The sequence below is a fragment of the Maridesulfovibrio pacificus (SeqCode) genome (assembly GCF_048612815.1).
Classification (GTDB): domain Bacteria; phylum Desulfobacterota; class Desulfovibrionia; order Desulfovibrionales; family Desulfovibrionaceae; genus Maridesulfovibrio; species Maridesulfovibrio pacificus.
The window spans coordinates 525,926-541,518 of the sequence record NZ_JBLZNE010000001.1; the positions used below are offsets into that span (position 1 = coordinate 525,926).

Below are 15,593 nucleotides of genomic sequence, written 5' to 3' on the forward strand. Positions count from 1 at the left end.
GTATTAAAATATAATTCTTCGACCACCTACCTATTCCTCGCCAATATCACCGCGCGGGAAAGTAATGGTAAAACATGCTCCGAGGTCTTCCTTGGTGGAAGCGGAGATTGTTCCATTGTAATCCTTGATTATCCCGTAAGAGATGGAAAGGCCGAGTCCTGTCCCTTTGCCTACATCTTTGGTGGTGAAGAAAGGCTCAAAGAGGCGGGTCTGAATGGGGTCCGGGATTCCCGGTCCGGTATCGCAAATCTCGATGACTACATTCTCATCAGTAAAGTCTGTGGTGATGTAGATTTTCTTGTTATCGGCAAGGGGAACACTGTCCTTCCAGCGTTCTTCAATTGCATCGCGGGCATTGATAAGCAGATTGATCACCACCTGTTCAAGGCGGTTGGAATCTGCCTTGATTATGGGAAGGTGGCTGTTTAGATTCCATTCGACATTGATGTTGCGAAGAGTCAGTTGTCTGCTGAAGAAATCAAATCCACGTCTGAGCACATCATTGACCTGTACCGGCATGGTTTTCATGTCGGATTTACGTCCGAATTCTCGCATGTGCTCGATGATCTTGCTGGCACGGTTGACGTGGGTATCCACACCCTCTGCCATTTCCTTGAGAACTTTGGGTTCAACCTGCTGGTTGCGAGTTACCTTACGCATGAGCAGGTTACTGATGGTCTTAAGAATTGCCAGCGGCTGGTTAAGTTCATGGGCAACGCCGGAAGCCATTTCCCCAAGAGTACTCATTTTGCTTGCCTGAATCAGTTGCTGTTCCGCTTCGAGCTTCTGCGTAACATCACTGCAGGTGACAATCAGGGTACGATTGCCGTCAAATTCCGCCGGAGAAATTCTAAGCATGGCGTAAATTGTATTGCCTGACTTAGTAAGGTGTGAGCAAGGACCGATTTCTTTCCTTAATTTGATCAGATGCTCATAGTCATTTTGTTCCTCTTCCCTGAAGAGTTTGAGAAAAGAACTGCCCAGAATCATATCGCGTGAATATCCATAAATTTCTTCAACCGGATCATTACAGTTCAGGATGGTCAGGTCTTCCGCGTCCAGCACGAATACGGCTTGCGGAATGGAATCAAAAATTGCGTGATAGCGCAGCTCGGAGGCTGCAAGGCTTTCTTCAAGTTCCTTGCGGCGGGTAATATCGAGCATCATCTCCATGGCAGCGACAATTTTGCCTTCCCGATCTTTGATAGGGGAGGTGTATACTATCCAGTGGATGGGGTTGCCATCTTTGGAAAGGCCGGATTCTTCACTCATGTGCGGGGTTAGATCAAAAAACGTTCTTTCGACCGGACATTCTTCGCACTTGCGGTCCCGGTCCTTGTTGATCTGGTAACACTGCCTGCCGCGCGGCTTACCGAAATGTTTTTCATAAGCCTTGTTGTGGCGGATAACCTTGAAATTCAGGTCGACCACAGAGACCAGACAGGGAACGTTGTCGAACAGATCGCGGTATTCTTCTTTCTGCTCAAGAAGGGCGCGATGTTTTTCCTGAACCTGCCTGCCCATCATGTTAAAGGCATCGGCAAGTGTTCCTATCTCATCTGTCTGGGCTAGCTGGATTTCAACAAAATCCTGAGCAGATCCGAATTTTCGTGTGGCGGTAATCAGTTTCCTGATCGGTTTAAAAATGAAATTGTAGGCAAAAACAAACAGGGCTCCGAAAGTGGCGATAAATACAACCAGTGCAATGAAAAAGTTAGCCTGTTCAAAGGTGGTGAGTATGGAGTCCTTTTTTTCTGTAGAAATCTCAAGGTCAAGCAGGCCGAGCAGTTGCTCGTCTTTAGCGTGAACATGGCAGGGGCCGGGAGCACAGCCTTCGGAATTGGGGATGGGTGTCATTATACCCATATACTTTTTGCCATTGATAGTTTTCAGCCGGGTGCGCTGCTCAAGGCTCATGGTTGCCGGAGGATTGTCCAACTGGTGACAGTTCCAGCAGGGCGGACTTTTTATGTCGATGACGTTGAGGATTTCATCCGGATCATTTGAATAAATGATCTGGCCTTTTTTGTTAATGACCCGGATGGATTTGATTTCACCTTGTCTGCTGATGTTGTTGATATCGTTCTGGATAAATTCTTTGGAGTCGAGCATCATGGCGTGATGCAGGCTCAGCAGTACTGTGTCGGAAAGCATGGCAATGTCGGATTGGATATTGCCGGTGACATTCTTTTTAAAGAAAACCACATTAAAGCTCGTCCAGAGAATCACGCTTAAAAGTAGGGTGACTCCACCGGAGAGGAGCATTTTCATGATCAGGGTGTGGCGGTATTTTTTAAACACTCAACATCCTGCGTATTATGATCTTTTATTACTCGGGCCTGTCCATGGGACAAAGGCGGGCATCTTTAATCAGATCGGCCAGTGTGTACGAATCAAGCATTTTGTACATGGCCTGATTTGCGTCATCCCATATAGAGCGGCGCAAACAGACTGCTGCTCTGGTGCAGGTAGTCATATCACCATCACAGTCCAGGATTTTGTCTTCGCCCTCAAGGGCCTCGGTGAGTTTTCCAAGTGATATTTCTTCCGGTGCCATAGTCAGTACATTACCGCCGTTGGGACCGCGCTTGCCCTTAATGTAACCGGACTCTTTAAGAATTTTGAGTATCTTTTCCAAATATTTCAGTGAAATATTTTCTCTGCGAGCTGAATCTTTACTGGGAACCGGGCCATTTTCCGAGTGAAGGGCAATGTCGAGCAGCAGACGTGCTCCGTATCTTGAACGGGTGGTAAGTTTCATTAAATTAATTGTCGTTGTTTAAAATTATTAGAATATTCTATAGCTTCTAAAGCTCTTATAGCAGGATGCCGTCAAGATTGAAAGTAGCAGCAATCATTACACTATACACAAGGGCAAGGTCTGGGCTGTTTTTTGATCTCAGCCTTTCGGGGCAGTATGATTGTAAATGTTGTTCCCTGGCTGAGTTCTGATTCAACGCTTATCTTGCCGCCGTGCTGCTCAATTGTCTGGTTGGAAATGAACAGACCTATTCCAGTTCCCCTTTTGCCTTTGGATGAGAAGAAAAGGGTGAATATTTTTTCACGGGTTTCCTGATCCATGCCCGAGCCGTTGTCACTGATTTTGATTTCGATCTGATCTGCTACTTCTCTTGCAGATATGTTTATAGAATATTCCTTGTTTGGAAGTGGCGGCTCACAGGCATCGACGGCATTTTCCAGAAAGTTTACTAATGCGGCAGACATGGAGCTGGTGTCTATTTCAATATTACCGAGCTCTTCGGGAATGTCGATATTATAGGAAACATTGGCAGCTGCGGCTTTGCTAACAATCAGGGCTGCGGTATCGCGCAGGAAGTTTCCGGCGCAAATGGTCTCGGTCTCAATCTCACGGGATTTTGCATAGTAAAGGATATCCAGTACCATCTTTTTAACCCGGCCGACTACATCCTTCAAAGTTTTGGTAGCATCCTCAACTCTGGTGGAATCGTTTTTACGCAGGCCGGACTCAAGACGATATAAACCGCCATCCAGAGCAGTAAGCATTCCCTTTACTCCATGAGACATGGAACCGAGCATGAAACCAAGAGAGGTCAGGTGATCCTGGAGCCGGCGAATCTCGGTAATGTCAGTAGACATTTCCATTACCTGCTTGATCTCCCCATAAGCGTTACGCAGAGGGGCAGACCAGACCAGCATATTTTTCTGTTCGCCGTTCTTGGTTGTTACTACTGTCTCCATCTGATGGGATTCACCGTCTTTAAAAGTGCGCTGAACCGGACATTCATCACAGGGAGTGTCGCGGTGTTTGTAGGAAGAGTAGCAGGTGCCTCCGATCGGCTCCAGAAAGTCGTCCTTGAAACGCCTGTTAACTTCCGCAATGGTGTAGTCCTTATTCTGGACAGAGATGTAGCAGGGAGCTTCGTCAAAAAGTCGCTGAAATTTAGATTGCGTTTCAAGCAGTTCATCACGCAAACGCTGCAGTTCGGTCATGTCCACGGAAATGTCGAGAACAAGTTCGATTTCACCGTTTTTAGCCGGGATGGGGGCAGTGTAGACGGTTACAGGAATCTCCTCGCCGTCTTCTGTGATGAAAGTTTCCTTGCTGCGTTGACCTTTACCGGTCTGGAATGTGAGTTGTACCGGACAGGCGTTACCAGCGGAATTGCGGTCGGAGTATATGTCAAAACTGTTTTTACCGACCACGTCACCGAGACGTTCTTTGAGAAGTTTGTTTGTGGCTACAATTTCGAGATAGCGGTTATGGATAGAGACCAGACAGGGAAGTTCGTTGAACATACTGCTTTCTGATTCCACTTCATGGGCAGCATTTGAAAGAGCATTGCTCAAGCCTTCCACAACCTGACAGGCTGCGTTCTGGCGTTCCAGCTCGACAATGCGACTGGTCTTTTCTTCGACCATCTTTTCGAGATTTTCTGTGTATTCCTGAACCTGTCGCTTAAGATGAATTTTTTCCATTACCCGCTCAAGCGAGAGTTCAAGCACATCGTCATCAACGGGTTTGGTAATAAAGTCTGCAGCATCGTTTTTGAGAGATTCAATGGCCAGATCGAGGTCTCCATGCCCGGTAAGCATGATCACTTCGATGTGGGGATGGTCTTCTTTGATTGCTTTCAGTAAATCAATACCATCCATTCGCGGCATTTTGATGTCGGTGACAATTATATCGGGGTGGAAATTTTCAAGCAGCTTAAGTGCCTCAACCCCGTTTTCCGCAGTTTCAACCGTATAACCGAAATCCATAAGAGTGAGTCCGAGGAACTTCTAAGGCCTTCCTCATCGTCAACAAGCATAATTTTATTGCCGCTCATCACTGCACCCCGCAAAGTCATGACACAAGTCTCCAGCCAAAAGGCCGAACAAAAATTCAAGTTAGAAAGGCCCCCCCGTCGACAAGCAGTCTAGTCGTCGGTCTCGCCCAGAGCCTTCCTAACTATTTCAATAACTTCAGTGGGATCAAAAGGCTTTTTAATTGTTGCCACAGCCCGTTTGATCGCCATATGAATTCCCGGAAGACCGCTGATAACGATAACCGGGATATTGGAAAATTCTTCTTCGAGGGTCAGGCGCCGGTAAAAACGCGGCCCCCATTCATGGGGCATTTCCAGATCAAGAGTAATCAGGTCCGGTTTTTCGGCCATGGCCACATCGAAGGCAGATACGCCGTCGGACGCCCGACAAGTAAGGTAACCGTGGTCCTCAAATACCGTTACGAGGTAATCCACGATATACGGGTCATCATCCACAACCATTATTTTTTTGGGCATTATTTCCACCTGTGCAATGATTTTAAGGGGTTATGTTTCCCTGTGGGATGAAGCCTACACCTAGCCCGCATAATCTTTCAAGTTAAAAAAATGGCCGGCCGGTGTATGAACACCGACCGGCCCGATATGGATTCCAGTGGATTAGCCGATTGTGTCCTTCACAATCCTGATTAGCTCTTCGGCATCGAAGGGCTTGGTCAGAGTAGCTACCGCTTTAGGAATTGCGTACTTATTAGCGTTGAGACCGCTGATAACGATAACCGGAGTTCTTTTGAACTCATCGTTCTGGGAAAGCTTGCGGTAGAAACGGGGACCCCACTCACCGGGCATTTCCAGATCAAGAGTGATAAGGTCAGGTTTCTCGGTTTCCACAGCTTCCATAGCAACTGAGCCGTCTTCGGCCATGGCGGTTTCGTAACCGTTATCGGTGAACAGTTCGCTCAGGTAAGAACGAATATCCTGGTCGTCATCTATAATTAAGATCTTCTTAGACATAATAACTCCTCCTGTTGAATCTTTCCCCTTCGTTATTTCCCGGCAGCTTGAAGGTGTTAGGCTGCCGGAACTAGCGATAAATAAGATTCAGTTATGCTTACAGCCTAAACTTTATCGGGCTTGCTGACGCTGACCACCGGGCAGTTTGCCCTTAAAATGACCTGCTCAACAGTAGAACCGATACGTGCTCTTTCCGGATCAAGCTCATTGGTGTGATGGGCGAGGCAGATAAGATCCACGCTCTTTTCACGGGCAAGCTTGACGATTTCGACGTAGGGAGTTCCTTCCCATACTTCGATGTCGTAGTTTTTGAAATCGCCCATGAGCGGGACGTAGGTTTCTCTGATCCGCTTGCGGGCGATGATCAGGTTTTCCTCGATTTCATTCTGGTCCAGAACCTTGCCGCTGATGTCCAGGGCATGGAAGATAGTCAGGTCGCAGTCGAGTTCGCGGGCTGTGGACAGAGCGAATTTGAAAGCACTCTCAGCCTGCTTGGAGAAGTCGGTACCAAAAAGGATGTTAGAGAACCCGCCCCAGTATGACGCGGATTCACGGTGCACGGAAAGGACCGGGCAGCGAGCAGCTTTAGCCACTTTCTGCATGGTGCTTCCGGGGTAACCCTTGTGGAAGGATGCGTTTTCGCCGGAGCTTGCAGCCATAACAACAAGATCGCTGTCAGCTTTGCGGGCTTCACGCAGGATTTCACGGGAAGGTACACCGGTTGTCAGAACGATCTTGGCGTTGTCAGCTCCTTCGAACTGTTTGGCGAAGGTTGTCTTGAGTTCTTCTTCAACCCAAGCGAGGTATTCTTCATCAACCTCAACCTCTTCACCGGTGCGAACGTCGTTGACAACGTGGGAAAAAGCCTTGGTAGGCACACCCACAACATGGAAGATCGTAACTTCGGAACCGTAGCGTTTCGCCATGTCGAAGGCTACGCGGGCGGCTCCGAAGCTCGCAGGAGAGCCGGTAGTCGCCAAAAGGATTTTCTTAAACATGTGACACCTCGTTCGTTGCGGACAATATCAGATAATCATCGGCCCCGAAGGGCCGATGGCTACTACCATTCGACTCGCATGCCTTCGGGAACGTCCAGCATACCAATGATCAGGGGCTTAAGGAAGGACCAGCGGATACCGATCTCATATTCTTCCTCAAGATCTCGGATCGCATCCCAGCAGTTGTGGCAGGGAGCAATAACCAGCTTACAGCCGGTGTCGAGAATCTGATCCATCTTTTTACGCAGGGCTACGTTACGCTGTTCGCGGTACATGCCGATTCCGTTGAATCCGCCACCGCCGCCGCAGCAGTAGTTATGTTCCTTGTTAGGTGCCATTTCCACGAAGTATCCGGGCTCAACAATGTAGCTGATAATTTCGCGGGTAACATCTTTAAGACCTTGGTTACGCACGTAGTTACAAGAATCCTGCAGTGTTACAGGTTCTTTGATGCGTTTTGCGGGATCAATTTTAAGCTTGCCTTCGCGCAGTGCTTCTGCCAGCCATTCAACGTAGTGAATGTAGGGCTTGGGCGGAAGACCGTCTTCACGACCGGCCCAGTAGGGGCCTTCGATAACGGTTGCGCGGTGAGCGTGACCGCACTCGGTACCGGTTACGCGTGCAGGGTTCAAACGTTCAATCGCGTCGTAGACGTGGGTGACGTTGTCCTTGCAGCATTCCCAGTCACCGGCAAACATGGACAGGGAGGTCTGTTCCCAGCCTTCGGAAGGCACGGTCCAGTTTTCTCCAGCCACGTGGAAGAGAATCGCTGCTTCAGCGAGGTCTTCCGGGTAGTGCTTGGGCTCACGGGCGTTACATGTGTACATGATATCGGCGTCCTGCTTGTCCACAGGGATGGTCAGACCTGGCCATTCTTCCTCGGTCTCTTCAGCCATCCACTCACAGGTTTCAACCCAGTCTTCAGTGGTGACGTCCATCTGTGCGCGGTAAACGCGGTGCATGCCGGAACCGATTTTCAGTTCCCAGGGAACAAAGCCCTGAGAGTAAAGGAGTCCACGCAGGTAAGAGAACATAACACCCATGTCGATGCCGTGGGGGCAGTACATACCGCAGCGGTTGCAGCAGGTGCACTGGGACCAGGCAACTTTCATGCAGTGGCGCATGAAGGCGTTGTCTACCTGTCCTTTTTTCTTGACGATGTGGCCAAGAGTGGACTGAATTTTATATGAAGGTACCTGTTCGGGTACACAGTCGTTAACCTGATAAAGGAAACAGCTGTCGGCGCAGAGGCCGCAGTGGGCGCAGATTTCAAGCCAGGTTTTGGTTCTGGACTTCATGGTCTTCTGGATAGTGGCCCACAATGCATTGCCGTCCACGTCCAGCTGTTCCATTTCAGCGTAGTATTGCTTGCCGCTCTTATCCGCGAGAGTCAGCTTAAGCTGCTCGTCGGTTTTGATCGGCTGTCTGTTACAAAGCTTACCTTGAGGCATTTTCTTTCTCCTGTTCGGCTGTGATTCTTCCTGTTACCAGGAGAAGGTGGAGCCTTTCATACCGCCGCGTTTGATGCCGTAGTCCATTCCGAGCTGTGCACGGGAACAGAAGAAGAGCACGCAGTGGCTGAGTTTGGTGAAAGGCAGGCACAGCAACCAGATTTCGCCGGTAATAATGTGGGTCAGCAGCCAGAAGTTGTAGTCACCCATGTGGTAACGGGCGATAAGGCCGGTTACGAAAGGAGCTACGGTGATGATCAGCAGCAGGTAATCATATGCTGTTGTCAGGATTCTTACTTCCGGGAGCGCAAAGCGGCGGGCGATGATAGCAACGCAGGCCACGATTACGGTCCATGACAGCAGGTCCGCAAGGAATGCGGGCATCTGCGGCAGGCTGAAGCCCAGGTTTTCCTGCAGCATGATGTTATGAGCTGCGAGGAAAATGGGGGTTACAAGCAGTCCGATGTGGAATGCAAAGAATATGAAAGTAAAGCCGGGTTTTTTTCTCCATCCGCGTGCACCCACGGGATTGAGCCAGCTAATTATCGAATTGAATGCACCTTTAAGTCCGTATGCAAGATGGGGCTTATATGCCACACGGTCGAGCTGCTGGCTGAGGCCCTTGAAGTAGAGCACGATGCGAACCAGCAGGCCGCCGAAGCTGATCGCGAAGACCAGCCAGAGCAGGGGCCCTGTCAGAAGTTCATACATTATAGTTTCTCCTCGAATCTCGGCTTAATGGTGGTCGCCGTAGTTCTTCTTGTTTTCGTCACGGTAGGCCTTTCCACCCATGAGGAACTGCCAGAACATAGTGACGCCGACCAGTGCTCCACCCATCAGAAGGTACATGATACCTTTGGTGAATGTGTAGTATTCCTGAAGGTTATGTGCTTCCATTTTACTATCTCCTTAAGGTCGGCCTAGTGGTCGCCTTTGTAGTCAGGATGCTCAAAGAAGATGGGCATTCTGGTGGTGATGAAACGGAAAATCACAACACCGAGAGTTACGATGAATACGGAGATTCCGATTTCAGTCATGCTGGGGAAGTACCTGTCAGCTGCGGGCAGGTGGTAGTTGAACGCGATCATGGAAACGTTGAACCTGTTGAACACGATACCGAGAACGGTAATGATCGATGCTTTTTTAATCAGGCCGAGGTTTCTATCACGTACACCCACAGCATAGAGGAAGCAGGGCAGGGCTACGAAGCCGAGCATTTCAGTCAGGAACACAAGTCCGTAACCGGATGCGAGGTAGTGCCAGTTGTTATCGTAAGCTACACCCATGGTTTTGATGAAGAAGTAGCCGAAGAGAACAAGTGACGCAGCCTTACCGAAGCCGAATACAACACTGTCGTGGTGCTTGAGGTATTCCTCGTCCATCATGCGGTGCAGCTTCTTGTGGGACATGGTGCCCTCGAAGATGACCATGGACATACCTGCTGCAATACTTGAAACAAAGAAGTAGAGCGGCATGTAAGGTGAATACCAGAGCGGATGCAGCTTGGACGGTGCGATGGTATACAGCGCGCCGAGAGAAGACTGGTGCAGGGTGGAGAGTACTACGCCGAAGATAGTCAGCACGAGGGTCATTTTAACGACCACTTTGCGGATTTTCTTCCAGCCCAGCCACTCAAACATGGCCGGAGTGAACTCAATAAAGAGCACAGTCAGGTAGAGCATAACGCACAGACCCACTTCGAAGAGCAGGGAGGTGGTTCCCTGAGATACGAAGATGGGGTAAGGCAGTCTCCACGGGCGACCGAGGTCATACTGCAGTGCGAATACAACCAGCGCGTAGCCGAGGAAAGCGGTCAGAATTGCCGGACGCACAGCGGAATGAAAGCGCTTGAGTCCGAAGATATAGCAGGCTGCGGAAGTAGTGTATCCGCCGGCTGCAAGAGCAACACCGCAGAGCAGGTCGAATCCGATCCAGATTCCCCACGGGTTGTTGTCATCGAGGTTGGTCACGGGACCGATCCCCTGAGTAAATCTGAGTACGGAAAGTATCAGACCTATTACGAGGATGGCGCCAGCCACCAAATTAAAGGTATTGAAGGCCGATTTAGGGCCGTTGTTCGCGGGAGTGGACATTAGGATTCCTCCTTCTCGCTGTTTTCATCCTGCTCTTCTTCTTTGGGAGCAAGTGCTTCTTCCACAGCTTTCTTGACTTCGACTTCGATCTTGCGCTTGTTGGCAACATCAGCCTTTTCAAGAGCTTCGGAGAGAGTTTTTTCAGCTTCCGCGCTTGCCTTGGCAAGTGCGTTATCCACGGCTTCCTTGCGTTCTTCGTCGGCAATTTTGCTGTTGCGTTTGCTTACAGCGTAGATGCCGCCAAGAAGTACGGGCCAGAGACCTGCAACCATGGGAACTGCTGCCAGCGCGCCGGCGGTGAGTTCAGGTGCGGACTTGGTACCGAGGTCTTCGCGCATGCCGATTTCTTTGAAAGGCACACCGGAGATGTACAGCCAGCTGGTTCCGCCCATTTCGTCTTCACCGTAGATGTGATCGACGTAACGGTCGGAGTTGCGGCGGATACGCTCGCGGGCGATTTTGATAAGTTCGTCCCTTTCGCCGAAAACAAGTGCTTCCTTGGGGCAGTCCTCTACGCAGCCGGGCAGTTTGCCTTCTGCGAGACGGGGTGCGCACATGGTGCACTTCATGACTCTGGGAGTCAGGGGCTCATCATATTCGTAAGTCGGGATTTCGAAGGGGCACGCCACCATGCAGTAGCGGCAACCTACACAAACCGACTCATCGTAAACAACTGCGCCGTTGGGCAGTTTCTTGAATGCTTTTACAAAGCATGCGGATGCACAGGCGGGCTCAAGACAGTGGTTGCACTGGGACTTACGGAACACGGGGTTCTTGGGTCCACCGTACTTGTTGACCACGGTAAAGGTCTTGGCGTCGGTTCTGCGTTTGTTATCCAGCACGGACAGGTCGTCGAATTTTTTCTCGGGCTCGGGAAGCTTGTTGACCTTGTTACAGGCCGCTTCACATTTGCGGCAGCCGATACAGCGGGTCGCGTCGAAGAGTACACCCTTGCTTCCGGGATAACCCTTGAACTCCTTGCCAGCGGCCTCGGCTCCTGCGGGGAGGCTTGCTCCCACGCAGGCTGCGCCAAGCATTCCGAGGAATGTTCTGCGTTGCATTTATCTGTTCTCCTTCAGGCTATCCGTTACTATTTCTTCGCGTGACATGCGGTGCAGTCAGTTGAAGCAGGCTTCTCAATGTTCATAGCGTCATGACAGGTCATGCACTGAACATGGTAAGCAGCCTTGAGGGCCGGACGTCCGTCCTGAACTTTACCGCCGTGACAGCTTGCGCAGCTCGGCGGAGTCGCGCTTGCGGGGCTGTTGTGGTGGCAGCTTCCGCACACGGTAAGCGGTGTGCTGTGGAAAGCGTTAGCCATGTTGTCAGCCTTCATCTTGTCGACCATGCTCATGATGATCTTACGGTGGGGCAGCTTGCTGGCTTTGTATTCATTTTCGAGGACGTTGATGGTCACGAATTCGGGAATGTCCTTTTCAGCAACCAGTACCGGGGAGGTAGGACGCTCCACAATCAGCTTGGACGCAATGGCTGCCTTGGCGGAGGCATCCATCTCGACGGGATCGCTGGAGGTAGAAGCGGGGCCGTTATGACAAACGGCACAGGTTTCCTTGGACTGGATTACGTTCTTAGGCATGAGTTCATGACAACCTGCACAATTCGGGTCTTTTTGCTTAACGGCGTGACAGCCCACACAGGATCTGGTGCTGTCGGCCTTGTGCATGGCCTTGTCAAGAGTAACGAATCCGCCATCCTTGGAACCACGAACGGTGTGACATGAGGAGCATGACTTATTCATGGTTTCGTGGTGGCAGGAGCTACAGGAGTCAGTGTAACCTTCGTGAGCTTTATGATTAAAAGCTACGCCAGCCATAGTTGCTTTTACAGCAACGTTGTCCTGTACCGGAGCGGTAAGCAGAACAGCATCAGGCTGGTTTCTGGGCAGGCGAGGAAGTTTGCCGCCCATTTTCTGCAGAACAGCAGCGTTGTCTTCCTTGAGGTCAGCAGCCTGATTCAGGCCGTGACAACCGACACAGTCGACAGGACCGGTCTTTTCAGCCTTAGCAGCTTTCATTTCAAGGTGACAGGATACACACTGGCCGTGGTAAGCTTCAGAAGTATTGAGCTTAACATCGCCGGTGGGCTTGGCGGTATGACATACGCCACAATTCTCTTCCTGTCCTTTTACGTATTCAAGCTTCTTATCAAGCTTGTTGTATACGTGGTGACAGGCTCCACAGTTGGTGTCCTGACCTGCATCTTTAGCGATGAGCTTGGAATCCCAGTGGCGGTAGTGGAGAATGTTCTCCATGCCGGCGGGAGCACGCTCTGCTGTGATTTCAGGTTCAGCAACGTGACAGCTGCGACATTCACCAACCTGAGGTCCGGTTTTCTTTCCGGCCTTGGCGTCGGCAGCATGACAGCTGATACAACCGTTGTGGTAAATTTCTTTAAGCTGTTCAGGAGTTCCGTTCTCAAGTCTTTTGAACTTGTAGGATACGGTTTCCTCGTTTTTCTGGTGGCAGGCAGTACAGTCTTTGCCTTGCTCGGCCACCGCCTTAGCGTGTGTTTCATGGAGAAACGCAACGGCAGGCAGTTCCAGTTCTTCCTGAGCGGCAATAGTGTCGATCATGATCAGATCAGGACGCTTGTTGCCGTTTTCCTGCGGGGTTCCGACCATGCTCAGTGCTTCCATATGGAAGCCGAGCACCCCGGCCAGGACGATCAGGATACCGGACAATCGCAATAGTTTCTTTCCGTTTGCCATGATATGGATCCCCTCTCAATGCAATTGGTCCTGGAGCCTCTTACTCCAGACCTTTGTTGCTCCGGCCGGTTTTTTATAACTATTCACAGCTTTTATTCCTCCGTGGAAAGCCGTTTTGCAGAATAATTTGTCTAACCGTTCCGGTGCGCCTCATTTCCCATCCATCGGGTTGGTATTAATACCTCCTCAATAGATAGGTTTTTATACCTGCTCGATAGGTATGTTATTAATCTACCTTCCGTCAAGGGGTGTTTGCAAAAAGTTGGGGTTGGTAATTCTTCACTTTTATGGTCTGAAATTACGAAAATCATTAACTTTTAATGGCGTAATGATTTTGCCAAAATGATCGGATTTCTTGCCGGTCAAAATTTGAAAATCCTTGACACAAAATCAATTTGCCCCGAAAAAGCAGCGGAGAAAAACGGCATAAATGCCGGGGAGCGTTTGAATTTAGAATGAAATATTATTTTGAACTACTTAAAAAGTTTAATGATTTTAATGGTAGTGCCAGCCGCAGGGATTTTATACATTTTGTCCTCTGTCATTGTGGCGTAATTGCAGTTCTGCTCTTTTTGGGCTTCGCTATTGAGCATCCTTTTGCGCTCAAGGTTGTCAACACTTTGAGTGGGCTTTTTGTTATCGGAACTTCGTTGTCTTGCGTGGCTCTTTTTGTCCGCAGGATGAATGCTTTGGGCCGTAGTCCGAAACTGTTGCTGTTGGCCTTGATTCCCGTGTTAGGATGGATTTATCTGTTGTTTATTTGTCTTAAAAAAGACTGAGCAGGGCTATACGTTTCTGCAAGTCTAAGTGCTGGTAAATTTGACAGAAAAAGGGCCTGAAACTTAACGTTTCAGGCCCTTTTTCTGTTGATCAGATTGTTTTCCATAAAGGGTAGGGTGAAAAACTAAATTTTAACCCTCGCTATGTTTTCCGCAAATTTGCATAACATACCCAGAAGCAGAAAAGAATCACATGTCATCACTCCCTTGATGAAAATGCCCCATGGAAAGGGCGGCTACCCTCCTAGCCGTCCTTTTCTCCTTCTGTCAGCATTTGAAATTCATCGCTGCCTATGGCTTCCTCGGCTAAATCTTTTTTTATGGAGCGTTTGGGCTTTACTCCCAATTCTTTCAGCATTTCCGCCTGCCGAATGAGGTTGCCGGAACCGTTGCAAAGTTTGGTGCGGGCTTTCTCGTACGAATCCTGAGTCTGACGAATTCGCTCACCCACTTTTTCCAGATCGTCTACGAAATTTCTGAATTTATCGTAAAGAATTGCACCGCGGTCGGCGATCTCCTGTGCATTTTGATTCTGGCGTTCTTGACGCCAAATATGGGCTACAGTTCTGATTACAAAAAGCAGGGTGCTGGGGCTGACGATAAGCACGTTCTTATTCCAAGCTTCCTGCCATAGGGCTACGTCACTTGAAATTGCCAGTGCAAAGGCCGGTTCGATTGGGATAAACATGATCACGAAATCCGGCGATTTGATGCCGTATAAATCCTGATAGTTTTTAGCAGACAGTCCTTTCAGGTGGGCTTTGATGGAATTGATGTGGCCTTTCAAAGCGATCTCGCGTTTTGTTTCGTCTTCAGCCTCAGTATATTTCAGGTAGTCTGTCAGCGAAACCTTGGAATCAACCACCAGATGCTTTTCTTCCGGAAGATGTATAACCACATCCGGTTGAATTCTGGTTCCGTCCTGACGGGTATGGCTGACCTGCACCGTATACTCATGATCTTTGCGCAATCCCGATGCTTCAAGGACACGTTCAAGAATAAGTTCGCCCCAATCACCACGAGTCTTGGACTGTCCTTTTAACGCCTTGGTTAGGTTGTGGGCATCATCAGAAAGCTGACGGTTGAGATTCATAAGCTGTTTAACCTGCGCAGCCAGTTCTGACCTGTCCTTGCCTTCCTGAAAATATGCTTTTTCAACCTGTTCTTGAAATTCGTGGATTTTCACGCCCAGAGGAGCAAGTATCTGTTTGATATTTGTGGCGTTCTGGTCCGTGAATTTTTTGGACTTTTCTTCTAGAATCTCTCCGGCAAGAGTCTTGAATTTATCGGAGAGTTCTTCCTTGGCTTCTTGAAGTAAAGTCAGTTTTTCCTGTCCCTGTCTTTTTTCATTATCAAGATTGGCTTTGGTTGCCTTGTATTTGCCGTACAGGTTGGAATAAGCCGTGGTCAGCTTATGCATTTGCGCTCGTTGTTGTGCCAGTTCCTTTTTTAGTTCCGGTAACTGCGTAGCCTGTTCTTCCAGTCTGGCACCAAGCTGGAGCTGCTCTTGAAGGTGGTCCTGCAGCTCTGCTACTTTCTCCTTCTTTTCCTTCAGCCGTCTCTTGCCGAAAACGGCGGAGATAATCATTCCAAGCACAAGTCCGGCAAAAGAACTGCCCAGCATAACATATTCATTTCCAATCATTTCAAGGGATGGCAGAGAGAACACGGGAACCTCACATTTCAGAATTAGTAGTCGAGTTTAAATCCGTGTGCTCGATAGCATATGTCTATTCATTAATATAGTGCGTGCGGAGGGGGGATTTAGTCTGTCAAAATTTA

The 15,593-nt window shown here is 49.3% G+C and carries 14 protein-coding genes; 1 reads left to right on the forward strand and 13 read right to left on the reverse strand.

Annotation, left to right across the window (positions count from 1 at the left end):
• Positions 1–30: 30 nt before the first annotated feature.
• The 12 genes from ACNI23_RS02635 to hmcA all read right to left on the reverse strand — a co-directional run bounded on the left by ACNI23_RS02635 (position 31) and on the right by hmcA (position 13,032).
• Positions 31–2,301: a PAS domain S-box protein gene (locus tag ACNI23_RS02635; RefSeq protein ID WP_420246569.1), complete on the reverse strand. Its 2,271-nt coding sequence runs from the start codon at positions 2,299–2,301 to the stop codon at positions 31–33.
• A gap of 28 nt (positions 2,302–2,329) precedes the next feature.
• Complete coding sequence (locus ACNI23_RS02640) at positions 2,330–2,761, reverse strand: RrF2 family transcriptional regulator (protein ID WP_015851248.1); 432 nt, start codon at positions 2,759–2,761, stop codon at positions 2,330–2,332.
• A 101-nt stretch (positions 2,762–2,862) separates the two neighbouring features.
• Positions 2,863–4,743 (reverse strand): response regulator, encoded by a 1,881-nt coding sequence (locus tag ACNI23_RS02645; protein ID WP_420246570.1) that lies wholly within the window; start codon positions 4,741–4,743, stop codon positions 2,863–2,865.
• Positions 4,744–4,901: 158 nt separating this feature from the next.
• On the reverse strand, positions 4,902–5,267 hold the full coding sequence (gene divK, locus ACNI23_RS02650) for a DVU0259 family response regulator domain-containing protein (RefSeq protein ID WP_320176105.1): 366 nt from the start codon (positions 5,265–5,267) through the stop codon (positions 4,902–4,904).
• 141 nt (positions 5,268–5,408) lie between these two features.
• Positions 5,409–5,762, reverse strand: coding sequence for a DVU0259 family response regulator domain-containing protein (gene divK / locus ACNI23_RS02655; RefSeq protein WP_015851251.1), 354 nt, complete (start codon positions 5,760–5,762; stop codon positions 5,409–5,411).
• 104 nt (positions 5,763–5,866) lie between these two features.
• Complete coding sequence (locus ACNI23_RS02660; RefSeq protein WP_420246571.1) at positions 5,867–6,760, reverse strand: universal stress protein; 894 nt, start codon at positions 6,758–6,760, stop codon at positions 5,867–5,869.
• A 62-nt stretch (positions 6,761–6,822) separates the two neighbouring features.
• The gene (gene hmcF / locus ACNI23_RS02665; RefSeq protein ID WP_420246572.1) at positions 6,823–8,211 is read right to left on the reverse strand and encodes a sulfate respiration complex iron-sulfur protein HmcF; all 1,389 of its coding nucleotides are present in this window, start codon (positions 8,209–8,211) and stop codon (positions 6,823–6,825) included.
• A gap of 33 nt (positions 8,212–8,244) precedes the next feature.
• Entirely contained in the window at positions 8,245–8,922 is a 678-nt protein-coding gene (gene hmcE, locus ACNI23_RS02670; RefSeq protein ID WP_420246573.1) for a sulfate respiration complex protein HmcE, read from the reverse strand.
• A gap of 24 nt (positions 8,923–8,946) precedes the next feature.
• On the reverse strand, positions 8,947–9,108 hold the full coding sequence (gene hmcD / locus ACNI23_RS02675; protein WP_015851255.1) for a sulfate respiration complex protein HmcD: 162 nt from the start codon (positions 9,106–9,108) through the stop codon (positions 8,947–8,949).
• 23 nt (positions 9,109–9,131) lie between these two features.
• On the reverse strand, positions 9,132–10,304 hold the full coding sequence (gene hmcC / locus ACNI23_RS02680) for a sulfate respiration complex protein HmcC (RefSeq protein WP_420246575.1): 1,173 nt from the start codon (positions 10,302–10,304) through the stop codon (positions 9,132–9,134).
• Complete coding sequence (gene hmcB, locus ACNI23_RS02685) at positions 10,304–11,365, reverse strand: sulfate respiration complex iron-sulfur protein HmcB (RefSeq protein WP_420246577.1); 1,062 nt, start codon at positions 11,363–11,365, stop codon at positions 10,304–10,306. Before hmcB ends, hmcC begins: the two co-directional genes overlap by 1 nt.
• A gap of 29 nt (positions 11,366–11,394) precedes the next feature.
• Positions 11,395–13,032, reverse strand: coding sequence for a sulfate respiration complex hexadecaheme cytochrome HmcA (gene hmcA, locus ACNI23_RS02690; RefSeq protein WP_420246578.1), 1,638 nt, complete (start codon positions 13,030–13,032; stop codon positions 11,395–11,397).
• Positions 13,033–13,487: 455 nt separating this feature from the next.
• Here hmcA and ACNI23_RS02695 point away from each other — a divergent pair, with 455 nt between their 5' ends.
• Entirely contained in the window at positions 13,488–13,811 is a 324-nt protein-coding gene (locus tag ACNI23_RS02695; RefSeq protein ID WP_420246579.1) for a DUF805 domain-containing protein, read from the forward strand.
• Between the two features lie 244 nt (positions 13,812–14,055).
• On the opposite strand, the gene ACNI23_RS02700 is transcribed toward ACNI23_RS02695, so the two are convergent.
• Positions 14,056–15,480 carry a DNA recombination protein RmuC gene (locus ACNI23_RS02700; RefSeq protein ID WP_420246580.1) on the reverse strand — a complete coding sequence of 475 codons (1,425 nt, stop codon included), beginning with the start codon at positions 15,478–15,480 and terminating at the stop codon, positions 14,056–14,058.
• Between the last annotated feature and the right edge of the window lie 113 nt (positions 15,481–15,593).

Excerpts from the sequence above, each read along its gene's own strand:
- hmcB (WP_420246577.1), bottom strand. The coding sequence starts at position 11,365 with ATGCAACGCAGAACATTCCTCGGAATGCTTGGCGCAGCCTGCGTGGGA.
- hmcC (WP_420246575.1), bottom strand. The coding sequence starts at position 10,304 with ATGTCCACTCCCGCGAACAACGGCCCTAAATCGGCCTTCAATACCTTT.
- divK (WP_015851251.1), bottom strand. The coding sequence starts at position 5,762 with ATGTCTAAGAAGATCTTAATTATAGATGACGACCAGGATATTCGTTCT.
- ACNI23_RS02640 (WP_015851248.1), bottom strand. The coding sequence starts at position 2,761 with ATGAAACTTACCACCCGTTCAAGATACGGAGCACGTCTGCTGCTCGAC.
- ACNI23_RS02645 (WP_420246570.1), bottom strand. The coding sequence starts at position 4,743 with ATGGATTTCGGTTATACGGTTGAAACTGCGGAAAACGGGGTTGAGGCA.
- hmcE (WP_420246573.1), bottom strand. The coding sequence starts at position 8,922 with ATGTATGAACTTCTGACAGGGCCCCTGCTCTGGCTGGTCTTCGCGATC.
- ACNI23_RS02660 (WP_420246571.1), bottom strand. The coding sequence starts at position 6,760 with ATGTTTAAGAAAATCCTTTTGGCGACTACCGGCTCTCCTGCGAGCTTC.
- divK (WP_320176105.1), bottom strand. The coding sequence starts at position 5,267 with ATGCCCAAAAAAATAATGGTTGTGGATGATGACCCGTATATCGTGGAT.
- hmcD (WP_015851255.1), bottom strand. The coding sequence starts at position 9,108 with ATGGAAGCACATAACCTTCAGGAATACTACACATTCACCAAAGGTATC.
- hmcA (WP_420246578.1), bottom strand. The coding sequence starts at position 13,032 with ATGGCAAACGGAAAGAAACTATTGCGATTGTCCGGTATCCTGATCGTC.
- ACNI23_RS02695 (WP_420246579.1), top strand. The coding sequence starts at position 13,488 with ATGAAATATTATTTTGAACTACTTAAAAAGTTTAATGATTTTAATGGT.
- hmcF (WP_420246572.1), bottom strand. The coding sequence starts at position 8,211 with ATGCCTCAAGGTAAGCTTTGTAACAGACAGCCGATCAAAACCGACGAG.